The following is a 17,048-nucleotide window of genomic DNA, read 5'->3' on the forward strand; positions in this document are numbered from 1 at the left end:
AAATCCTTAGAGTCAGATGTGACTATAAGGATTTAGGTATCCTTCGCAACGCGGGCTAGGGTCAGAACAGAAATCCCTGTTGCGCCACCTACAATGCAAGCCTCTGCGGCGGCGGCAAAGGTCGCCCCCGAGGTCATCACATCGTCAATCAGCAGCACATGGCGGCCCTCAACCCGGTTCGCCCGCCTTGGATGCAGCGTTAAAGCATCCGCCATATTGGCAAAACGGCCATCGCGGTTGCGGCCCTCTTGGCTGCCGGTGTATCGGCGGCGAATCAGCAGATCGGGGCAATGATCGAGCGCCGCCAGCTTGGCCACTGCCGCCGACAGCAAAGCCGCCTGATTGTAGCGCCGCTTGATCAGCCGCAGCCAATGCAGCGGAATAGGGACCACGATCATTCCCGGTTTGATCATCGGTTCCGCCACCCGGTGCAGCCAGTTTGACGCAGGCCGCGCCAAATCCAAGCGATCGCCATGCTTCAGCGCCAGCACGATCCGCCGCGCATTGTCCTTGTACAGCATCGCCGCGCGTCCCTGCGACCATGGCCGTGCGATTGTCAGGCAATCGTCGCAATGCTCGGGCTTGCCCGTGTCTTCGCCCGGCAAGGGCACGCCACAGAGATCGCATACCAGCCCGGTGATAAACGGCGTCTCGCGCCAGCAGGCCCCACAGAGGCCGAAATCGGTTGTCACCCGCGCATCGCAGGTCAGGCACTGCGGCGGGTAGATCAGATGCAGCGCGGCTTGCAATCCCATGCCTTCCCCCTATGGTCGCGCCCCATGACCCCAACCTTGCCCATGACTTTGACAGACCGCAAAGCCCTTGCCCTGCACCGCGCTCGCGCGAGTGCTTTCTTCTTGCAGGAAGAAGCGGTGCTTGAGGTGCAGGATCGTCTGAGCGAAGTTAACAGGTCGTTTACAAACCCGCTCGTCGTGACCTCTTTTCCGCATTTGTGGCCAGATTTTCCGTCGATTGCCGATGATGAGGTGCTAAACCTGCAAACCGAGGCGCAGGATCTGGTGATCAACGCCCTCACCCTGCATTGGGCAAACGATCCGGTCGGGCAACTGGTGCAATGCCGCCGCGCCCTGCGCCCGGATGGCTTGTTCCTTGGGCTGCTGTTTGGCGGCCAAACCCTGCATGAACTCCGCGCTTGTCTGGCGCAGGCTGAGGCGGAAACCACAGGCGGGCTTTCGCCCCGCGTGCTGCCGATGGGCGAGATCCGCGATTTGGGTGGCTTGCTACAACGTGCGGGCTTTGCGTTGCCGGTGGCCGACAGCTTCACTAAGACCGTGTTCTACCGCGACGCCTTTCACCTGATGAGGGACCTGCGCGCGATGGGTGAGGGCAACGCGCTGGCTGCACGGCTGAAGCACCCCACCCGACGCGCGGTGCTGACCCGCGCCGCGCAGATTTACACGCAGACCTATGCGACGCCCGAAGGCCTGATCCCGGCGACGTTTGAGATCATCTGCCTGACCGGATGGGCCCCGCATGACGGCCAGCAAAAGCCGCTGCGGCCCGGATCAGCCACGTCGCGGTTGGAAGACGCGCTAAAGGCCGCAGTCAAGAACGGTTGACGCCACCCGCAGCCACGTTATTTCGGGATAAGCTTTAGGAGCCAACATGACCGACATCGCCCCCGGAACCGGACGCCTTGCCCATGCCCCCACCGATCACCCCCCGGTGAAACAGGCCAAGATCGGGATCCTGCTGGCCAATCTGGGCACGCCGGACGGCTATGACTACTGGTCAATGCGGCGCTATCTGTCGGAATTTCTATCGGATAAGCGCGTCGTCGATATCCCGGATTGGAAGTGGCAGCCCCTGCTGCAACTGATCATCCTGACCAAGCGGCCCTTCACATCAGGGGCGAATTACAAGCTGATCTGGAACCACGAGAAGAATGAAAGCCCGCTGCTGACCATTACCAAGGCGCAGACGGCGGCGATTGCTGCGGCTGTGGTGGCCAAGCATGGCAGCAGTATCGTGGTGGATTTCGCAATGCGTTACGGCAATCCATCGACCGAATCAAAGGTCAAGGCGATGGTTGCAGCGGGCTGCGAGAAGATTTTGTTCTTTCCGCTGTACCCGCACTATGCCGGGGCCACTTCAGCCACCGCCAACGACGCGTTTTTTGCGGCTTTGATGCGCGAAAAACGCCAGCCTGCCGCGCGCACGGTGCCGGAATACTTCGACCACTCCGCCTATATCGAGGCGCTGGCGCAGTCGGTGGAGCGGGCATATGCAGGGCTTGATCACAAGCCCGATGTGCTGGTCACCAGCTACCACGGCATGCCGATCCGCTATCTGATGGAGGGCGACCCCTACCATTGCCAATGCGCCAAAACTTCACGCCTGCTGCGCGAGCGTTTGGGTTGGGACAAGGGCACGATTGATGTGACGTTCCAATCGGTGTTTGGCCGCGAGGAATGGCTGAAGCCCTACACCGTCAAGCATGTCGCCGAACTGGCCAAACAGGGCAAAAAGCGCATCGCGGTGATGGCCCCGGCATTCTCAGCCGATTGCATCGAGACGCTTGAGGAAATCAATGGCGAGATCCGCGAGTCTTTCGAACATGCGGGCGGTGAGGTGTTCACCTATATCCCATGCCTAAACGACGAAGCCGCCCACATCAGCGCACTGGTGCAGGTGATTGAGGAAAACCTCGCCGGCTGGATTTAGGTTGTTTGCTATTTCCACTAGAACAGAGCAACCAGCGTCTTGCAGACGCTGGTTGCTGCGGTACCGCTGGTCGACAAGCTAAGCTATTACTATACTGGCGGTAATGCGTCGCTACCGCTACTCGACGCCACAGCCGCGATGACCAGCACCAGCAACAACAGCGGAATGATGACCCCGCCGGACGAGGACGTGGTTTGTGCGGCAACAACTTCCGGCTCCATCACCGGTTCGACCACACCGCCGGCATAGGCCGAGGTGGTGGCCAGCGACAAAGCGGCAGCCAGAGCAATCTTTTTCATCGGTATCTCCAATAAACGTCAAATCCGCGCGGGTTTGCGCGACCAGAGCATTCTTAAAAAACCACTAACTAAAGGCACCACACGGTTGCTCCGCCGATCCTGGTCACAACACCTTCGCTACAAAACCGCAGCGCTTTGCATGGCCTGAACAAAATCTGTGCATCCGTACTAAAACTCTAACGACGAGCGCCTTAGCAATCAATCAGTTCTTGGTGAATGTTCATTTCAAGCGAGAAATTCTAAAAATTAATGTAGGTCACAGCGGGTCCCGCTCGATTCAGACCGCAAAACAGAAAAGGACGGCAGATTGCTCTGCCGCCCTTCCTAAATTCGATCCAAGGATTAGTTGGACGAAACTGCAGCAGCCACAATAACGAGCAGCAGCAGCGGGATCAGGATGCCGCCCGAGGAAGAAGTGGTTGCAGCTGCAACAACTTCTGGTTCCATTACGGGTTCAACAACGCCGCCAGCGAAAGCGGTGGTAGCAGCAACCGACAAAGCGGCAGCGAGAGCGATTTTTTTCATGTCTATCTCCAGTTTTCTGCATACCGCCAATTCGCAGAGGCGACGGCACGCACCCAAGAATATTCCTCGTACCTGCTCTCTAACCCGGCTCTCATCGAAATTGCAATGTTGCTCCAAAATCAGCGCCAAAGCGCGTCAGGTTGTCGTCAATTTAGCAACACCTTGCAACGTTGACAGTGCATACAGGCAGTCGGACCGAAAACACTTTGGTTTCAAAGGCAACGAAAGCCGCCGCTCTGGCTGAAAGGCCAGTGCAGCGGTTTGAAATCGGCCTAATGATGTTCGCGTGATGTTAAAGCAACAGAACCTGTGTGCCGACCTTCACCAGAGCGTACAGCTCCAGAATATGCTCGTTGTACAGACCAACGCAGCCGCTCGACGACCTGCGCCCGATCTTGCGTGTGTCATGTGTGCCGTGGATGCGATAGGCAGGCCAGCCAAGATACAGCGCGCGCACGCCAAGCGGGTTGTCTGGCGAACCGCCCTCGATCACTTTCGGCCAATCGGGATGCGCAGCCAGCATCGACTGAGTCGGAATCCATCGAGGATTCTCAACCTTTTGAATGACATCCGTGCGACCGCGCCGTGTCAACTCATCGTTCAGAGGCACCGAGGTCGGGTAAAGTTTGTAGACGCTTTGATCTTCCGACCAGTAATGCAGCGCGCGCGAGTTCAAGTCCGCAAGGATCACGCCATTACGGGTGTTGTCGAAGTGGTCGCGCCAATCCAACATGCGGAAGGCCGAAATGTTGTTGCGTACGGGGCCGGCCAGCGCCGTGTCTGGTTCGGTGGAATTGGCCAACTGTGCCGCAGCGGGCAAAGCCGCGGCTGACATCAGCGCTGCAGCACTGCCCACAAACAGGCGACGGTTCAGCGTCTTGGGGCGTTCGGCGGTCATGCGCTCTTCTCCATTGGTCATCTGCTCGGAAATCTGCAAATCGGGCTACTTTAAGCGGCTTTTACTGCTTTGCAGCCTGCGCCGCAAATCAAACACACGTCAGTTGGCGGACTAACGCCAAGTTTAACACAAATTCGCCGCGTTGGATTTGAAACCCGGCACGGACTTCGCTAAGCACAAGCAAACAAAGGGCCAGAAGCAGCCCGTATCAGGTGAAATACAGATGAACAGACGGACAGCCCTAGTCGCAGGCGGTGCAGCCTTGCTGGTCGCTTCGTGCGGCATGAGTTCGGCCCCCCCAGTGGATGCCAGCGGTGCCGCCGCTCCACGGGTCTATCGCATCAACAACGCTGAGGCCGTGAAAATCCCGTTTCATTTGCTTGATTCGGTGAATGCTTTACGCTCGGCGAAAGGCGCACAACCACTGGCGTTCAATGCTGCGCTGAATGCCGCTGCCCTGACCCATTCCCGCGATATGGCGGTGCAGAATCGGCCGTGGCATTTCGGCTCGGACGGCTCGTCGCCGCTGCTGCGGGTGCAACGGGTTGGTTACACCGGGCAGTTCTTGGGCGAGACGATTTCCGAGACCTATCAGACCGAGTTGGAAACGCTCTCCGCTTGGATGGGCGAAGCCGATACCCGCGATGTTATCCTGAACCCCAAAGCGCGCGAAATTGGCTTTGCTTGGTTCCAAGAGCAATCGGGCAAGATCTGGTGGACTCTGGTTATAGGCGGCTGATCCACACCAAATCGGACCAAAACGGCGGCAAGCGCGGCCGTCGTTTTATCGATTACGGTAGGATCACAATCGGCGTGCCCGGATTGATCATAGCGTAAACACGCTCAATTTCCTCGTCGGTCAGCGCGATGCAACCTGCCGTCCAATCCCGGCTGGACACCTTGCGTGGCTTGCCATTGGCTTTGCGCGGCGGCCCACCGTGGATCATAATATCGCCACCCGGCGGCTTGCCCAGCAACACGGCATTGGCGCGGTCCTCATTGTTGGGATAGCTGATGCCCAGCGACAGGTGGTAGGTCGAGTTAGGGTTGCGATGGGTGATGTAATAGATGCCCTCGGGCGTTTTGAGATCACCCTCATATTCCTTCGCACCGACAGGAACCCCACCCAAACCGATGTCATAGGCCTTGATGACCTTGCTGTTATGAAGCAAATACATCTTACGATTGGCTTTTTGCACCTGCACCGAGGTGATCTCTGGCCCGTTATATGTCTTGAACTTTGACGAGCACGCGGTCAACGCCAGGCCAGCCAAAACCACCAGTAGAATCCGCAAAACCCGCATCGACTGCCCGTCCGTTATTATATTTTCCTGCGAGATAGCGAAAAAACCGCAGGTTGCCTAGTCTGCGAAACGGCACAGCCGATCACAGTTGTTTCAACGAAAGCGGCAAGGATCTAGGGGCGGCTGAACTTTGCCACCAGTTCCACATGCGCAGACCAGCGGAATTGATCAACCACTTGCACCCAATCCAGATCATAACCGCCTGCAATCAAGACCTTAGCGTCACGGGCAAAACTGATCGGGTTGCAGGACACGGATGCGATCACCGGAACCTTGCTGCGCGCCAGCACCGCCATCTGCGCGTCGGCCCCCGCACGCGGCGGGTCAATCACCACCGCCTCAACGCCCTTAAACTCATCATCTTCCAGCGGGCGGCGGAACAGATCGCGGGTTTCCACCGTGACGCGCTTCAGACCCTCGGTGTTATTGGCGGCCTTTGCCAGCGCCGCTGTCATCGCAGCCTCACCCTCTACCGCATGCACCTCGGCGCGTTCGGCCAGTGGCAAAGCGAAGGTGCCGACCCCTGCAAACAGATCAACGACCTTCTTCGCCGAGCCAATCGCCAAAGCCACTGTGCGCAGCAATGCTTGCTCGCCCTCAACGGTTGCCTGCAAGAACGCACCCGGCGGTGGGGATACCAAAGCGCGGCCAAACCGCTGCATGGGTGCTGTGCGCAGCGCCACCGTATCGCCATTCCACGTCAGCCGCGCAAAGCCGTAGGTCTCGGTCACTCGCGCCAGTTCCAACTGCAACTGCCCGTCCAAAGGCTTGCCGCCCACCACCATCACATCGGCGCCCGACAGCGAGCGCGTGACCGTTAATGAAACCTCAGCCGTGCGACTACCGCCCAGCTTCACCAGCGCCTGCAACCCCGGAAACGTCGCGATCAAATCGGGATGCAGCAATTGGCAGTTTGGCACTTCGACCACCATGTCAGAGGCGCGGGCATGAAACCCCATCAGTGCACCGGTCTTGGTGCGCCGCGCCGCAATCGTCGCGCGACGCCGCGATTTCGGCGGTGAGGTGATGATCGGCCTGAACTCGGCCTCCAGACCTTGCCCAGCCAAAGCGCCCTTCACAATGCCCAACTTCCAGTCGGCAACAAACGCATCCGAGGCATGCTGCATCATGCATCCACCACAGGTTTTCGCGTGTGAACACGGCGGTTTCACCCGGTTGACGGAAGGCGTCACGATGCGGAAATCCGCCAGCTGATCGCCTTGCAACTCGCCTTCGACTTCTTCGCCCGGCAACATTCCGGGCACAAAAATAGCGCCCAATGGCCCCTGCGCGATCCCGTCGCCAAGGTGGCCCAGCCGGTCGATGGTTACTTTCACTCTGCCGCTTCCTTTTCTTCGATGCCGATGAAGCCGCCAGATTGGCGATTCCAATAGCGCGCGTATAACCCGCCTTGCGCCAGCAGTTCCGCATGGCTGCCCTGTTCCACAACGCGGCCCGCGTCAAGCACCACAATCCGGTCCATCTCGGCAATCGTCGACAAGCGGTGGGCAATCGCCAGCACGGTTTTGCCACGCATCACTTGAGTCAAGGCGGTCTGGATGCTGGCCTCAACTTCGGAATCCAAGGCGCTGGTCGCTTCGTCCAGCACCAGAATCGGCGCGTCTTTCAGGAACGCGCGCGCCAGCGCAATCCGCTGCCGCTGCCCGCCGGAAAGCTTCACCCCGCGCTCACCCAAATAGGCGTCATATCCCTTACGCCCGGCAAAATCGCGCAGGTTCAGGATAAAGTCATGCGCTTCTGCCTGCTTGGCGGCAGCGATCATCATTTCTTCCGTCGCGTCCGGGTTGCCATACATGATGTTCTCGCGCGCCGTGCGGTTGAACATCGCGGTTTCCTGCGTAACCATGCCGATCTGACGGCGCAAGCTTTCCTGTGTCACGCTCCGCACATCAATGCCATCAATCAAAACCCGGCCTTTTTCGGCATCATAAAGCCGCAAAAGCAGCGCTACGAGGGTCGATTTCCCCGCACCTGAAGCCCCAACAATGCCGATCTTTTCCCCCGCCTTGATCGTCAGGTTTAGATCATCGACGCCCCCGCGGCCATCCTCGGTTTTGCGCCCATAGGCGAAGGTCACATGCTCCAACCGCACTTCGCCCCGTACACGCGGCATCTCGGCAGCGCCCGGCGCATCGTTCAAAGTATAGGGCGGCGTCAGCGTCTTCACGCCATCTTCGACCTCACCCAAATTGCCAAACACCGACATCAAACTGAATGACACCCAGCCCGTCATCTGCGCCAAACGAAACGCAATCGCCCCCGCCGCCGCAATATCGCCCGCCGTGGCACCACCCAAAGTCCACAGATAAACTGTCGCGCCCACCAGCAGCACCGGAAGCACACCTGCCAAAGCCATCAGAGAAAGCCGGAACCAGCTGGAAATAATGCCATACTCAATCGCCTTGTCGCGGAACGCGTTCATCGCCTCCAACGCGACGCCATCTTCATGCCGCGAATGTGCGAACAACTTAACGGTTTTCATATTTGTGACGGTGTCGACAATCTGCCCGGTCACCATCGCCCGCGCCGCCGCTCGCGAGGCCGAAGCCCCTCGCACTTTCTTCAAGAATCCCTTGATAAACAGGATATAAGCGGCGATCCATCCGACCAGCAGCAGGGCAACCCAACCGTTGATCGTGCTCAGCAGCGCCACCGAGCCCACCACCGAGGCCAGCGAGAACGCCATGGTTTCGATACTGCCCGACACCACATCTGTCGCCGCCCGCGCCACCTGCATCTGCTTTTGTGCGATCCGCCCGGCGAAATCATTGTCGAAAAACGTAACGGCCTGCCCCAAAGTCCAGCGATGCATCCGCGACAGGATCAGCGGAAACAGGTTAGGTTCGACGATGATCGAAGCCGCATGCGTGGTTAGGCCGAAAATCATCGGGCGCGCGATCAGGTAAAGCCCCGCAAATCCCACGAACAGCCACATATGATCGCTAAACACCGTTGCCGGATTGGCGGTATTGGCCACATCAATCACATCGCCCAAAAGCGTCGCTGAAATCGCTTCCATCGACCCTGAACAGGCCGACCAAAACGTTGCCCAAATGATCCCCGGCCAAGCGCCCTGCACAGCCCACAGGAAGAATTTCCAAGTCGTCGCGGGCGGGTTGGTGGAGGCCGGGCGGAACGGTTTGATTGTGGGGAAAAGTCTCATGTATCCGTCTCCAGCCCAATGAACCCGCCCGATTGACGCGCCCAGAACCGAGCGTAAAGCCGGTTCGCCTTTAAAAGTTCCGCATGGCTGCCCTGTTCGGCGATGCGGCCGTCTTCCAGCACCACAATCCGGTCCATCGCCGCAATCGTTGACAGCCTATGCGCAATCGCGATCACGGTTTTGCCCTGCATCACGCCAAACAGTGCCTCTTGAATCGCCGCCTCCGCCTCTGAATCCAAGGCGCTCGTCGCCTCATCCAAGATCAGAATCGGCGCATCCTTCAGGATCACCCGCGCCAAAGCCACCCGTTGCCGCTGCCCACCGGACAGCTTCACGCCGCGCTCGCCGACATGGGCGTCATAACCCACGCGTCCCTCAGGATCTTGCAACGTTAGAATAAACTGATGCGCATCGGCTTGGCGTGCCGCCGCAACCATCTGCGCCTCAGTGGCCTCTGGCCGCCCATATAGGATATTTTCACGCACCGAGCGGTGCAGCAAACTGCTGTCCTGACTAACCATTCCAATTCGCTTGCGCACCGAATCTTGGGTGACCCGCGCGATATCCTGTCCATCAATCAAAATCCGACCCGCTTCGGCATCATAAAACCGCAGCATCAGCTTAACTAGGGTCGATTTTCCCGCACCCGAGCGCCCGACAACGCCAATCTTTTCCCCCGGCGCCACATCCAGCGAAATCGACTGCAATCCACCCGAACCGCGCCCGTAATGATGCGAAACGCCTTCAATTTGCACGCGGCCCTGTATGAACTGCAAGGCAGCCGCCCCCGGTTGATCCACCAAAGCGATCGGCTGCGTGATGGTCTGCATCCCCTCTTGCACGGTGCCAAGGTTCTGCACCAGATTGGTCGTCGCCCACATGATCCAATAGGTCATGTTGTTCAATCGCAGCACCAAAGTCACCGCAGCCGCCACCGTACCGACGCTCGCAAGGCTATGATACCAAAGCCACATTGCCCAAGCCGTCACAGCCACAATCAGCAAGCCGTTCAACCCGGTCAGGATAATATCCATCTTGGTGACCACGCGCATTTCGGTGAAAAACGTCTGCCGCGCGCGCTCAATCGCCTCGCGTCCGTAGTTTTCCTCCAGATTGTGATGGGCGAATAGCTTCACTGAATGGATGTTGGCATAGGCATCCACCACCCGCCCGGTCACCGCCGAGCGCGCCTCGCTCGACGCCGTCGAGGCTGGCCCCGCCCGCCGAATTGTCCACCGCATCAGCGCGACATAACCTACAAACCAAAGCACCAACGGCAACAGCAACCGCACGTCCGCCCCGGCAAGCATGATCGCAGCCCCCACCAGTGTCGTCGAAGCAAAAGCCACAGCGTCAAAGGTCTGAAACACCGCCTCGCCCGCCGCCGGAGGTGCCTGCATGATCCGGTTGGCGATCCGGCCCGCAAAATCGCTTTCAAACCAGCCCACGGGTTGCCGCAGCACATGCCGATGCGCCCGCCAGCGCATCATCGTGCCAAAATTCGGCAGAATCGTATTGTGCAGCAGCGCCACTCCGGTGCCGCCAATCAGGGGTCGCAAGATCAGAACTGCAAGCGCAACAAGGATAATCTCGTTACCATGATCCGCCCAGACCTGAACAGGATTTCCATTGGCGAGCATATCCACCAGTCGCCCGACATACCAAATCAGCCCCACGTCAAACGCCGAATTTGCCGTCGCCACCAACGCCGTTACCGCGAAAACCCCCTTAAATGGCCGCACATAGTCGCGCAGAAACGGCCACAGCTTGCGCGGAGGCGTGTCGGTTTGGTCGTAGGCAGCATAGGGGTCAACAAGACCCTCAAAGAACTTAAACATGATGATCTCGCGCGTTGCCCTTGGCATATAGCGCCTCAGGGGGGCGAAGGAAACCTTACGCCAGCAGGTCAGACTTGCGCAGATAAAGGTCAGAGGCAAGCCAGCGCGCCTGTATTTCATGCAGCTTTTTGCCCAAAGCGCGGCCCCGCAGCGCGGGCATCAGGTCAGCGGCAGTCACGGGGATGGTGCTTGCTACCCCCCGCGCGATCTCGGCTTGCCAGTTTCTTGGGAGATGCGTTTCAAACAAAGCCGCGCGGCACAGAAGCACATCGCTGGCGGCCTCAGCCCCAAGTTTCCACCCCAAAGCCGCCGAGGTCAGCGGTGAGCCAATTTCGGCCCTAACAGCAGCATTAGAGCCTATTTCTGTCCGAGATAACCGCAAAGCCCTTCCCGGATCAGCCCCACCCAAAATCGCCAAGCGTCGCTGCCAACGCGGGGGCTCATCGCCCTCCAGATGCACCAAAATGCAGAGCGCTTTGGCATCCGAGCCGGGCAATACCTTCGCCAAGATCCCGGTCTGCGCCATCGCCGCTATCGCAGGCGCAGGGTCACGCGCGCCGAGCAGTTTGCGCATCTCGGCCCCAACCCGTTCGCGCGAGAGGCCGTTAATACCATCAGCATTTCCCGCACAAGCGGCGAGTCCCTCTGCATCAATACCGCCCTCCGGGTCGCCATAAACTGCGTAAAACCGGAAAAACCGCAGGATGCGCAGGTAATCTTCGCGAATCCGCGCTTGCGGTTCACCAACAAAGCGCACCCGCCGCGCGATCAGATCAGGCAGACCGCCCAAAGGGTCCAAAACCGAGCCATCCGCCCGCGCATAAAGCGCATTCATGGTGAAATCGCGCCGCGCCGCATCCTCGACGACATCGGAAGAGAACGCCACCACCGCACGTCGCCCGTCGGTTTCCACATCGCGGCGAAACGTCGTGACCTCATGCGCAAGTCCCTGCGCGATCACCGTTACGGTGCCGTGTTCAATCCCTGTCGGTACAACCCGAAATCCAGCAGTTTCAGCAAGGTTAGAGACGATTTCAGGTCGCGCATTCGTCGCAATATCAATATCGGCGACGGGAACGCCCAGCAAAGAATTGCGGACGCAACCACCGACAAACAGCGCCTGACATCCCGCCTGCGCCAATACTTTGCAAAGCGCCTGCGTACCGGGATGGCCGATCCAATCGTCGGAAATTTTCATGACGCCATCTCGGCCAGATTGCGCAAAATCCGCGCTGTGGCACCCCAGATGTAATAGGGTCCGTAGGGCACCGTAAAATAGCGGCGCGGCTGGCCGTTCCACACCCGACCCTCAATGACAAACTGGCCGCGGTCGAGCACATGCCACAGCGGCACGGTGAACACCTCATCCACCTCACCCGCCTGGGGCACAGAGATAAAATCGTCTCTAACAAGACCCAAAATCGGCGTGATCATGTAATTGGTCACAGTTTCATGGCTGGGCAGGCGGCCCAAAACCTCGACTCGATCCGATGGCAGACCGATCTCCTCCCAAGCCTCGCGCAAAGCTGCCGCCTCGGGCCCGCTATCGCCCGCATCCACCTTGCCGCCCGGAAACGCGATCTGCCCCGGATGGTGTTTCAGATGCGAAGACCGCTTGGTCAGGATCAGCCGCGCCCCCTCTGGCCGCAACCAAACCGCAACCAGCACTGCCGCCGCACGCAAAACTCGGCTGTCGGGCAGCAACACCGGGTTCAGGTCAAAGTCGGAAGACTCGCCCGCAGGACGGGCGAGCGCATCTTTCAGGCGGGCAATCTCATCCCGCATCACCCGGCGCTTTCACTGCGTCAAACCCAAGGGTTTTCGGGTCGAACTCGTAATGCTTGCCGCAAAACTGGCAATCTGCGGTCACCACACCCTCGGGCGTGGTCATGTGTTTGATGTCTTTCGCCGAATAGATCGACATCGCTTGCACCACCTTATCGGGCGCGCAAGAACAACCGAAATGCACCACCTGCGCGTCAAACACCCGCGGCTCTTCCTCGTGGAACAGCCGCACCAGCAAGTCAGTTGGAGCGACAGTCGGACCGATCAGTTCGATTTCCTCGACCGTATCCAGTAGCGCATTGGCGCGGATCCAATTTTCAGCTTCGTCCCCGGCCAAAATATCGACATGGCTGAGCAAACCGCCCTCACCCGAACCCGCTTCTGCCGCAATCGAACCACCCACAGGCGGCATGTGCTGCAGCATCACGCCGCCCGCCCGCCAACGTGCGGACTCGCCGGGCACTTGATTTTTGCCGAAGGTCAGCGCGAATCGGGTGGGAATTTGTTCAGACTGCGCGAAATAGGTCTGCGCACAATCCGACAAAGACTTGCCCGCAATCGGGGTAAAGCCTTGATAGGGTTGCATATCTTGGCCCTGATCAATCATCACCGCGAAATAGCCCTCGCCGATCTGGCTGAACGGTTCGGCCTCCAGATCCAGCCGTTCCGTATCATAGCTTGCGTAAGCGCGGATGCGCGCGGGCTCGCCTTCGGCGCTCGGGCCATAGTAATCGGTCGCGATCAACCGCGCCGGGCCTTTGCCGCGAATTTGCAGGCTGAGCTTCCAGCGCAGCTTCACGGATTGTCCGATCAGCGCGGTCAGCACGGCGGCTTCGGCGACCAAAGCCTCGATCACCGGGGGATAATTGTGCTGCTTCAGCACATTGTCGAGCGCACCATCCAGCCGCGCGACGCGGCCCCGGATATCCGAGCGGTCAAGTTGAAAGGGCAGGACGGTGTCGTCCCAAGCGATTTGCAAAGGGGAGGTCATGGGGTTTCCTAAACGTGCCAAGCTTGGCATACCGCGCCTATATAGGCAGAGCAACCGCACACCCAAGGGGCAAGCATGATCAAACGCTATGGAGCAAGCCCGCAAGCGGGCCGCAGCTACACTCGTAGACCGGGGGTTTACGCGGTTCTGTGGGATCGGGGCGCGATCTTAACCACGTTTCAGGCCGAGCCAGAGCCGGAGTATCAACTGCCCGGCGGCGGTATCGACAAGGGCGAGCATCCGATTGCCGCCTTGCATCGCGAGGTGATGGAGGAAACCGGCTATCATATCGCGGGTATCCGGCGGCTGGGTGCTTTTCGCCGCTTCACCTTCATGCCGGAATACGATCTCTGGGCAGAAAAGATCTGCACTGTCTATTTGGCGCGCCCGGTGTTGCGCATCGGCCCACCGACGGAACCCGGTCATCAGGCGATCTGGATGCAGCCTGAAGCGGGTTTGCGCCTGTTGGGCAATCCGGGGGATCGCGCGATGTTGGCGAGGGCTTTGCGTCAGATGGAATCTGGCTGGGGGCCAAGATAATCAAAAATCAATCCGGACACATCATCGGGAAACACGGCGCCCCCGGCGAAAGTGTTCAGGTCCCACAGCAAGGCTTCCAATAGATCTTGGCTGTGCAACCTGCTGTTATGAAGTAGCATTTTGATCAGACCGTCATTGCCCAACTCCTCTCCTGCTGGGTTCGGACATTCGGTGACGCCATCCGAGACCAGAAACAGCCGGTCCCCCGGCGCCAAGGCAAAGCGGGTCTGCGGATACTCTGCGCCCTCAATCAAACCAATCGGCAGGCCGCCATCGCCCAGCGTCTCAATCTCGCCACCCGCACGTAGCAACAATGGATGCGGATGGCCCGCCTGCACCAGCGTCGCCAGTCCAGTTTCCAAATTGATCTCGGCATAACCCAGCGTAAAATACTGATCGACCTGCAACTCCTCCAGCATCATCCGGTTCAGCCTGGCAGCCACAATCGCTGGCGGCCAAGCATCACGCCTACCATCCGCCTCCACCTTCAGCGCGATATTCTGATCTGGCGACGCGCCTGACAAAAGCCCCGCCAGCCGCGCCGTCATCATCGCCGAGGCGACGCCATGCCCCGATACATCCACCGAATACACTACGATTCTGGCGGCATCGACGGCAAAGCTGCCCACCAGATCGCCACCAACATGCCCCGAGGGATGCAGCATCAGCGCCGCCCGCCCCGCACCAAAATCCCGCAAACGGTCGCGCACCAAAGTCTGTTGCAGCTTGCGCGCTTCGATCAGGTCACGGTCAAGCGAATCATATAGCTTTTGTAATTCCTGCAGGGTGCTGCCAATCAGCCGGTTTTTTTTCACCAGCTCATCCTGCATCCCCAAAATCCGCTCGCCCGCCCGCAACCGGGCGCGCAACTCATCCGCGCTGACAGGTTTGGTCAGGAAATCATCGGCACCATTCTCCAACCCATCGGCGATTTCGGTCTTTTCGGATTTTGAGGTCAGCAGGATGAAATAGCCATAGCCTTCGCGCGGAAGGGTCCGGAAAGCCTTGCAAAACTCCAGACCCGTCATGCCCGGCATCATCCAATCCGACAGCACGATGTCGAAATCCTGCGCCCTGCACAAAGTCAAAGCTTCATCCCCCGAAGCCGCTTCGGTCACCTGATAGCCCCAGCGCGTCAGCTGCACTTGCAGGATTTTGCGCTGCGCCTTGCTGTCATCCACCACCAAAACCGGGCGCTGCGCAAAGGCGCTGGGCCTGCGGACGGGGTTGGTTTGCGGAAAATAGGCGGATTTCACAACACGGGCCTCATCACAGGTTTTCCCCTGTCTGCACGCAAGCTCTTAACGGCAAGTGAAACTTAAAACTGTGCCTATCTGGGGCGTAAGCACTTACCCATTGTTAAGAGATCGCGTGCAATCTGCCGCTATGGGGTGGTGAAAGGCAGGTGTGCGGTGATTGCATGGGATAGGGTGAATGAGCTTCGGTCAGAGATCGGCAAAGATGATTTCGCCGAAGTGGTCGTGATGTTTCTGGAAGAAGCCGATGAGGTGATCGGGCGGCTTTCCGCGACCGTCGGCACCAAGGCGCTGGAGGCTGATCTGCATTTTTTGAAAGGTGCCGCGCTGAACCTAGGCTTCGCGCAATTCGCCGCGTTTTGTCAGGATGGCGAGCGGCGCGCGGCAGCTGGTGATGCGGGCATGGATCTGACGCAGGTGTGCAGCAGCTATCAAGCATCTAAAAAGGCGCTTGTCGCGGGGCAAAAGGCGAATGCCGCTTAGATCAGAAACTCGGCGAGAATTTCATCATTGGTGATGTCGCGGTAGGTGAAGGCGGCGGCGTCCAACTGATCGAATAGGGATTTGAAGTTCGAGGCTTGGCTGGTTTCAATCCCGATCAGAACCGAGCCAAAGTTGCGCGCCGATTTCTTCAGATATTCAAACCGCGCGATGTCATCCTCTGGCCCAAGCATGCCGAGGAACTCTTTCAACGCACCGGGGCGCTGCGGCATCCGCAGGATGAAATATTTCTTCACGCCGGAATAGCGTTGCGCCCGTTCTTTGACTTCCGGCAGCCGCTCAAAGTCAAAATTCCCGCCTGAGGTGACGCAAACCACGCATTTCCCGGCAATCTCTGCGCTCAAATCCTGCAACACATCCACCGAAAGCGCGCCTGCAGGTTCCAACACGATGCCCTCGACGTTCAGCATCTCTAACATAGTGACGCAAATCCGGTCCTCGGGGGCCAGCAGCACCTCGGACGGTTTCACCCAAGCCAACGCCGCAAAGGTCTTATCGCCCAACCGCGCCACCGCCGCGCCATCAACAAAACTGTTGATCGACTTCAGTTTCACAGGCTCTGCCGCAGCCAGCGCCGCCGTCAGGCTGGCACCGCCAACAGGCTCAACAAAACGAAACTGGCTTTGCGGCGCCTCCACCCGCAAAAACCGCGTCACGCCCGAGGCCAGACCGCCGCCACCCACTGGCAGAATAACCAGATCGGGCGCGCGGCCCAATTGTTCCAGCATTTCCACTGCGACCGAAGCTTGGCCTTCGATCACGTCCTCATCATCAAACGGCGACAGGAAATGCGCGCCCTGTTCGGCGCAGAACTTCTGGCTCGCAGTCAGAGTCTGGTCAAAATAATCCCCGGTCAGCACGATCCGCACCGCGTCACCGCCAAACGTCCGGGTTTTGTCGATCTTTTGCTGCGGTGTTGTCACCGGCATGAAAATCGTGCCCTTCACGCCGAAATGTTTGCAGGCAAACGCCACGCCCTGCGCATGATTGCCTGCGCTTGCACAAACAAACGCCGTCTGCCCCGGATTGTTTGCCCGCACTTTGCGCATCGCGGTGAACGCCCCGCGCAATTTATAGCTGCGCACCGGGGATAGATCTTCGCGTTTCAGCCAAATCTCGGCTCCATAGCGCCGTGACAGATAGTCATTGCGCTGCAACGGCGTGCGCGGAAACAGCTCGCGCAGGGCGCGGGTGGATTGGCGGGCGGCATCAGAAAAATCACTCATATCCCCGATTACGCCC

General features: G+C 59.0%; 18 protein-coding genes. 5 read left to right on the forward strand and 13 right to left on the reverse strand.

Features of this window, described 5'->3' with window-relative positions; translation table 11 throughout:
• Positions 1-32: 32 nt before the first annotated feature.
• Positions 33-755 carry a double zinc ribbon domain-containing protein gene (locus tag Q7V03_RS15260; RefSeq protein ID WP_304926454.1) on the reverse strand — a complete coding sequence of 241 codons (723 nt, stop codon included), beginning with the start codon at positions 753-755 and terminating at the stop codon, positions 33-35.
• Between the two features lie 24 nt (positions 756-779).
• Between Q7V03_RS15260 and Q7V03_RS15265 the strand changes: the two genes are divergently transcribed.
• Both Q7V03_RS15265 and hemH read left to right on the forward strand, forming a co-directional pair.
• Positions 780-1,580: a methyltransferase domain-containing protein gene (locus Q7V03_RS15265; RefSeq protein WP_304926455.1), complete on the forward strand. Its 801-nt coding sequence runs from the start codon at positions 780-782 to the stop codon at positions 1,578-1,580.
• A 46-nt stretch (positions 1,581-1,626) separates the two neighbouring features.
• On the forward strand, positions 1,627-2,685 hold the full coding sequence (gene hemH / locus Q7V03_RS15270; RefSeq protein WP_304926456.1) for a ferrochelatase: 1,059 nt from the start codon (positions 1,627-1,629) through the stop codon (positions 2,683-2,685).
• An 89-nt stretch (positions 2,686-2,774) separates the two neighbouring features.
• Here hemH and Q7V03_RS15275 read toward each other — a convergent pair whose 3' ends face one another.
• The 3 genes from Q7V03_RS15275 to Q7V03_RS15285 all read right to left on the reverse strand — a co-directional run bounded on the left by Q7V03_RS15275 (position 2,775) and on the right by Q7V03_RS15285 (position 4,407).
• Positions 2,775-2,984: a hypothetical protein gene (locus Q7V03_RS15275; RefSeq protein ID WP_304926457.1), complete on the reverse strand. Its 210-nt coding sequence runs from the start codon at positions 2,982-2,984 to the stop codon at positions 2,775-2,777.
• Between the two features lie 342 nt (positions 2,985-3,326).
• On the reverse strand, positions 3,327-3,509 hold the full coding sequence (locus tag Q7V03_RS15280) for a hypothetical protein (protein WP_304926458.1): 183 nt from the start codon (positions 3,507-3,509) through the stop codon (positions 3,327-3,329).
• 292 nt (positions 3,510-3,801) lie between these two features.
• Entirely contained in the window at positions 3,802-4,407 is a 606-nt protein-coding gene (locus tag Q7V03_RS15285; RefSeq protein WP_304926459.1) for a L,D-transpeptidase, read from the reverse strand.
• Between the two features lie 223 nt (positions 4,408-4,630).
• Here Q7V03_RS15285 and Q7V03_RS15290 point away from each other — a divergent pair, with 223 nt between their 5' ends.
• On the forward strand, positions 4,631-5,146 hold the full coding sequence (locus tag Q7V03_RS15290; RefSeq protein WP_304926460.1) for a CAP domain-containing protein: 516 nt from the start codon (positions 4,631-4,633) through the stop codon (positions 5,144-5,146).
• 52 nt (positions 5,147-5,198) lie between these two features.
• Here the strand turns inward: Q7V03_RS15290 and Q7V03_RS15295 are convergent, their stop codons facing one another.
• The 7 genes from Q7V03_RS15295 to Q7V03_RS15325 all read right to left on the reverse strand — a co-directional run bounded on the left by Q7V03_RS15295 (position 5,199) and on the right by Q7V03_RS15325 (position 13,509).
• A complete protein-coding gene (locus tag Q7V03_RS15295) occupies positions 5,199-5,711 on the reverse strand; it encodes a murein L,D-transpeptidase family protein (RefSeq protein WP_304926461.1) in 513 nt (170 codons plus the stop codon).
• Positions 5,712-5,824: 113 nt separating this feature from the next.
• A complete protein-coding gene (locus Q7V03_RS15300) occupies positions 5,825-7,048 on the reverse strand; it encodes a class I SAM-dependent RNA methyltransferase (protein WP_304926462.1) in 1,224 nt (407 codons plus the stop codon).
• Positions 7,045-8,895 (reverse strand): ABC transporter ATP-binding protein, encoded by a 1,851-nt coding sequence (locus Q7V03_RS15305; protein ID WP_304926463.1) that lies wholly within the window; start codon positions 8,893-8,895, stop codon positions 7,045-7,047. Before Q7V03_RS15305 ends, Q7V03_RS15300 begins: the two co-directional genes overlap by 4 nt.
• Positions 8,892-10,733: an ABC transporter ATP-binding protein gene (locus tag Q7V03_RS15310; protein ID WP_304926464.1), complete on the reverse strand. Its 1,842-nt coding sequence runs from the start codon at positions 10,731-10,733 to the stop codon at positions 8,892-8,894. Before Q7V03_RS15310 ends, Q7V03_RS15305 begins: the two co-directional genes overlap by 4 nt.
• A gap of 55 nt (positions 10,734-10,788) precedes the next feature.
• Positions 10,789-11,931 carry a CCA tRNA nucleotidyltransferase gene (locus Q7V03_RS15315; RefSeq protein WP_304926465.1) on the reverse strand — a complete coding sequence of 381 codons (1,143 nt, stop codon included), beginning with the start codon at positions 11,929-11,931 and terminating at the stop codon, positions 10,789-10,791.
• Positions 11,928-12,518, reverse strand: coding sequence for a CoA pyrophosphatase (locus Q7V03_RS15320; protein ID WP_304926466.1), 591 nt, complete (start codon positions 12,516-12,518; stop codon positions 11,928-11,930). The genes Q7V03_RS15315 and Q7V03_RS15320 overlap by 4 nt, the downstream gene beginning before the upstream one ends.
• Positions 12,508-13,509, reverse strand: a complete 1,002-nt coding sequence (locus Q7V03_RS15325; protein ID WP_304926467.1) for an Hsp33 family molecular chaperone HslO — start codon at positions 13,507-13,509, stop codon at positions 12,508-12,510. Before Q7V03_RS15325 ends, Q7V03_RS15320 begins: the two co-directional genes overlap by 11 nt.
• A gap of 75 nt (positions 13,510-13,584) precedes the next feature.
• On the opposite strand from Q7V03_RS15325, the gene Q7V03_RS15330 reads away from it, so the two are divergent.
• The gene (locus Q7V03_RS15330; RefSeq protein ID WP_304926468.1) at positions 13,585-14,049 is read left to right on the forward strand and encodes an NUDIX hydrolase; all 465 of its coding nucleotides are present in this window, start codon (positions 13,585-13,587) and stop codon (positions 14,047-14,049) included.
• On the opposite strand, the gene Q7V03_RS15335 is transcribed toward Q7V03_RS15330, so the two are convergent.
• Positions 14,019-15,305 (reverse strand): PP2C family protein-serine/threonine phosphatase, encoded by a 1,287-nt coding sequence (locus Q7V03_RS15335; protein ID WP_370651138.1) that lies wholly within the window; start codon positions 15,303-15,305, stop codon positions 14,019-14,021. The genes Q7V03_RS15330 and Q7V03_RS15335 overlap by 31 nt on opposite strands.
• A 174-nt stretch (positions 15,306-15,479) precedes the next feature.
• On the opposite strand from Q7V03_RS15335, the gene Q7V03_RS15340 reads away from it, so the two are divergent.
• A complete protein-coding gene (locus tag Q7V03_RS15340) occupies positions 15,480-15,788 on the forward strand; it encodes an Hpt domain-containing protein (RefSeq protein WP_370651139.1) in 309 nt (102 codons plus the stop codon).
• Here Q7V03_RS15340 and ilvA read toward each other — a convergent pair.
• Positions 15,785-17,032 carry a threonine ammonia-lyase IlvA gene (gene ilvA / locus Q7V03_RS15345; protein WP_304926470.1) on the reverse strand — a complete coding sequence of 416 codons (1,248 nt, stop codon included), beginning with the start codon at positions 17,030-17,032 and terminating at the stop codon, positions 15,785-15,787. The two genes, Q7V03_RS15340 and ilvA, sit on opposite strands and share 4 nt — an antisense overlap.
• Between the last annotated feature and the right edge of the window lie 16 nt (positions 17,033-17,048).

Origin of the sequence: Cypionkella sp. (assembly GCF_030652235.1) — a bacterium.
In the GTDB taxonomy this organism is placed as follows: Bacteria; Pseudomonadota; Alphaproteobacteria; order Rhodobacterales; family Rhodobacteraceae; genus Cypionkella.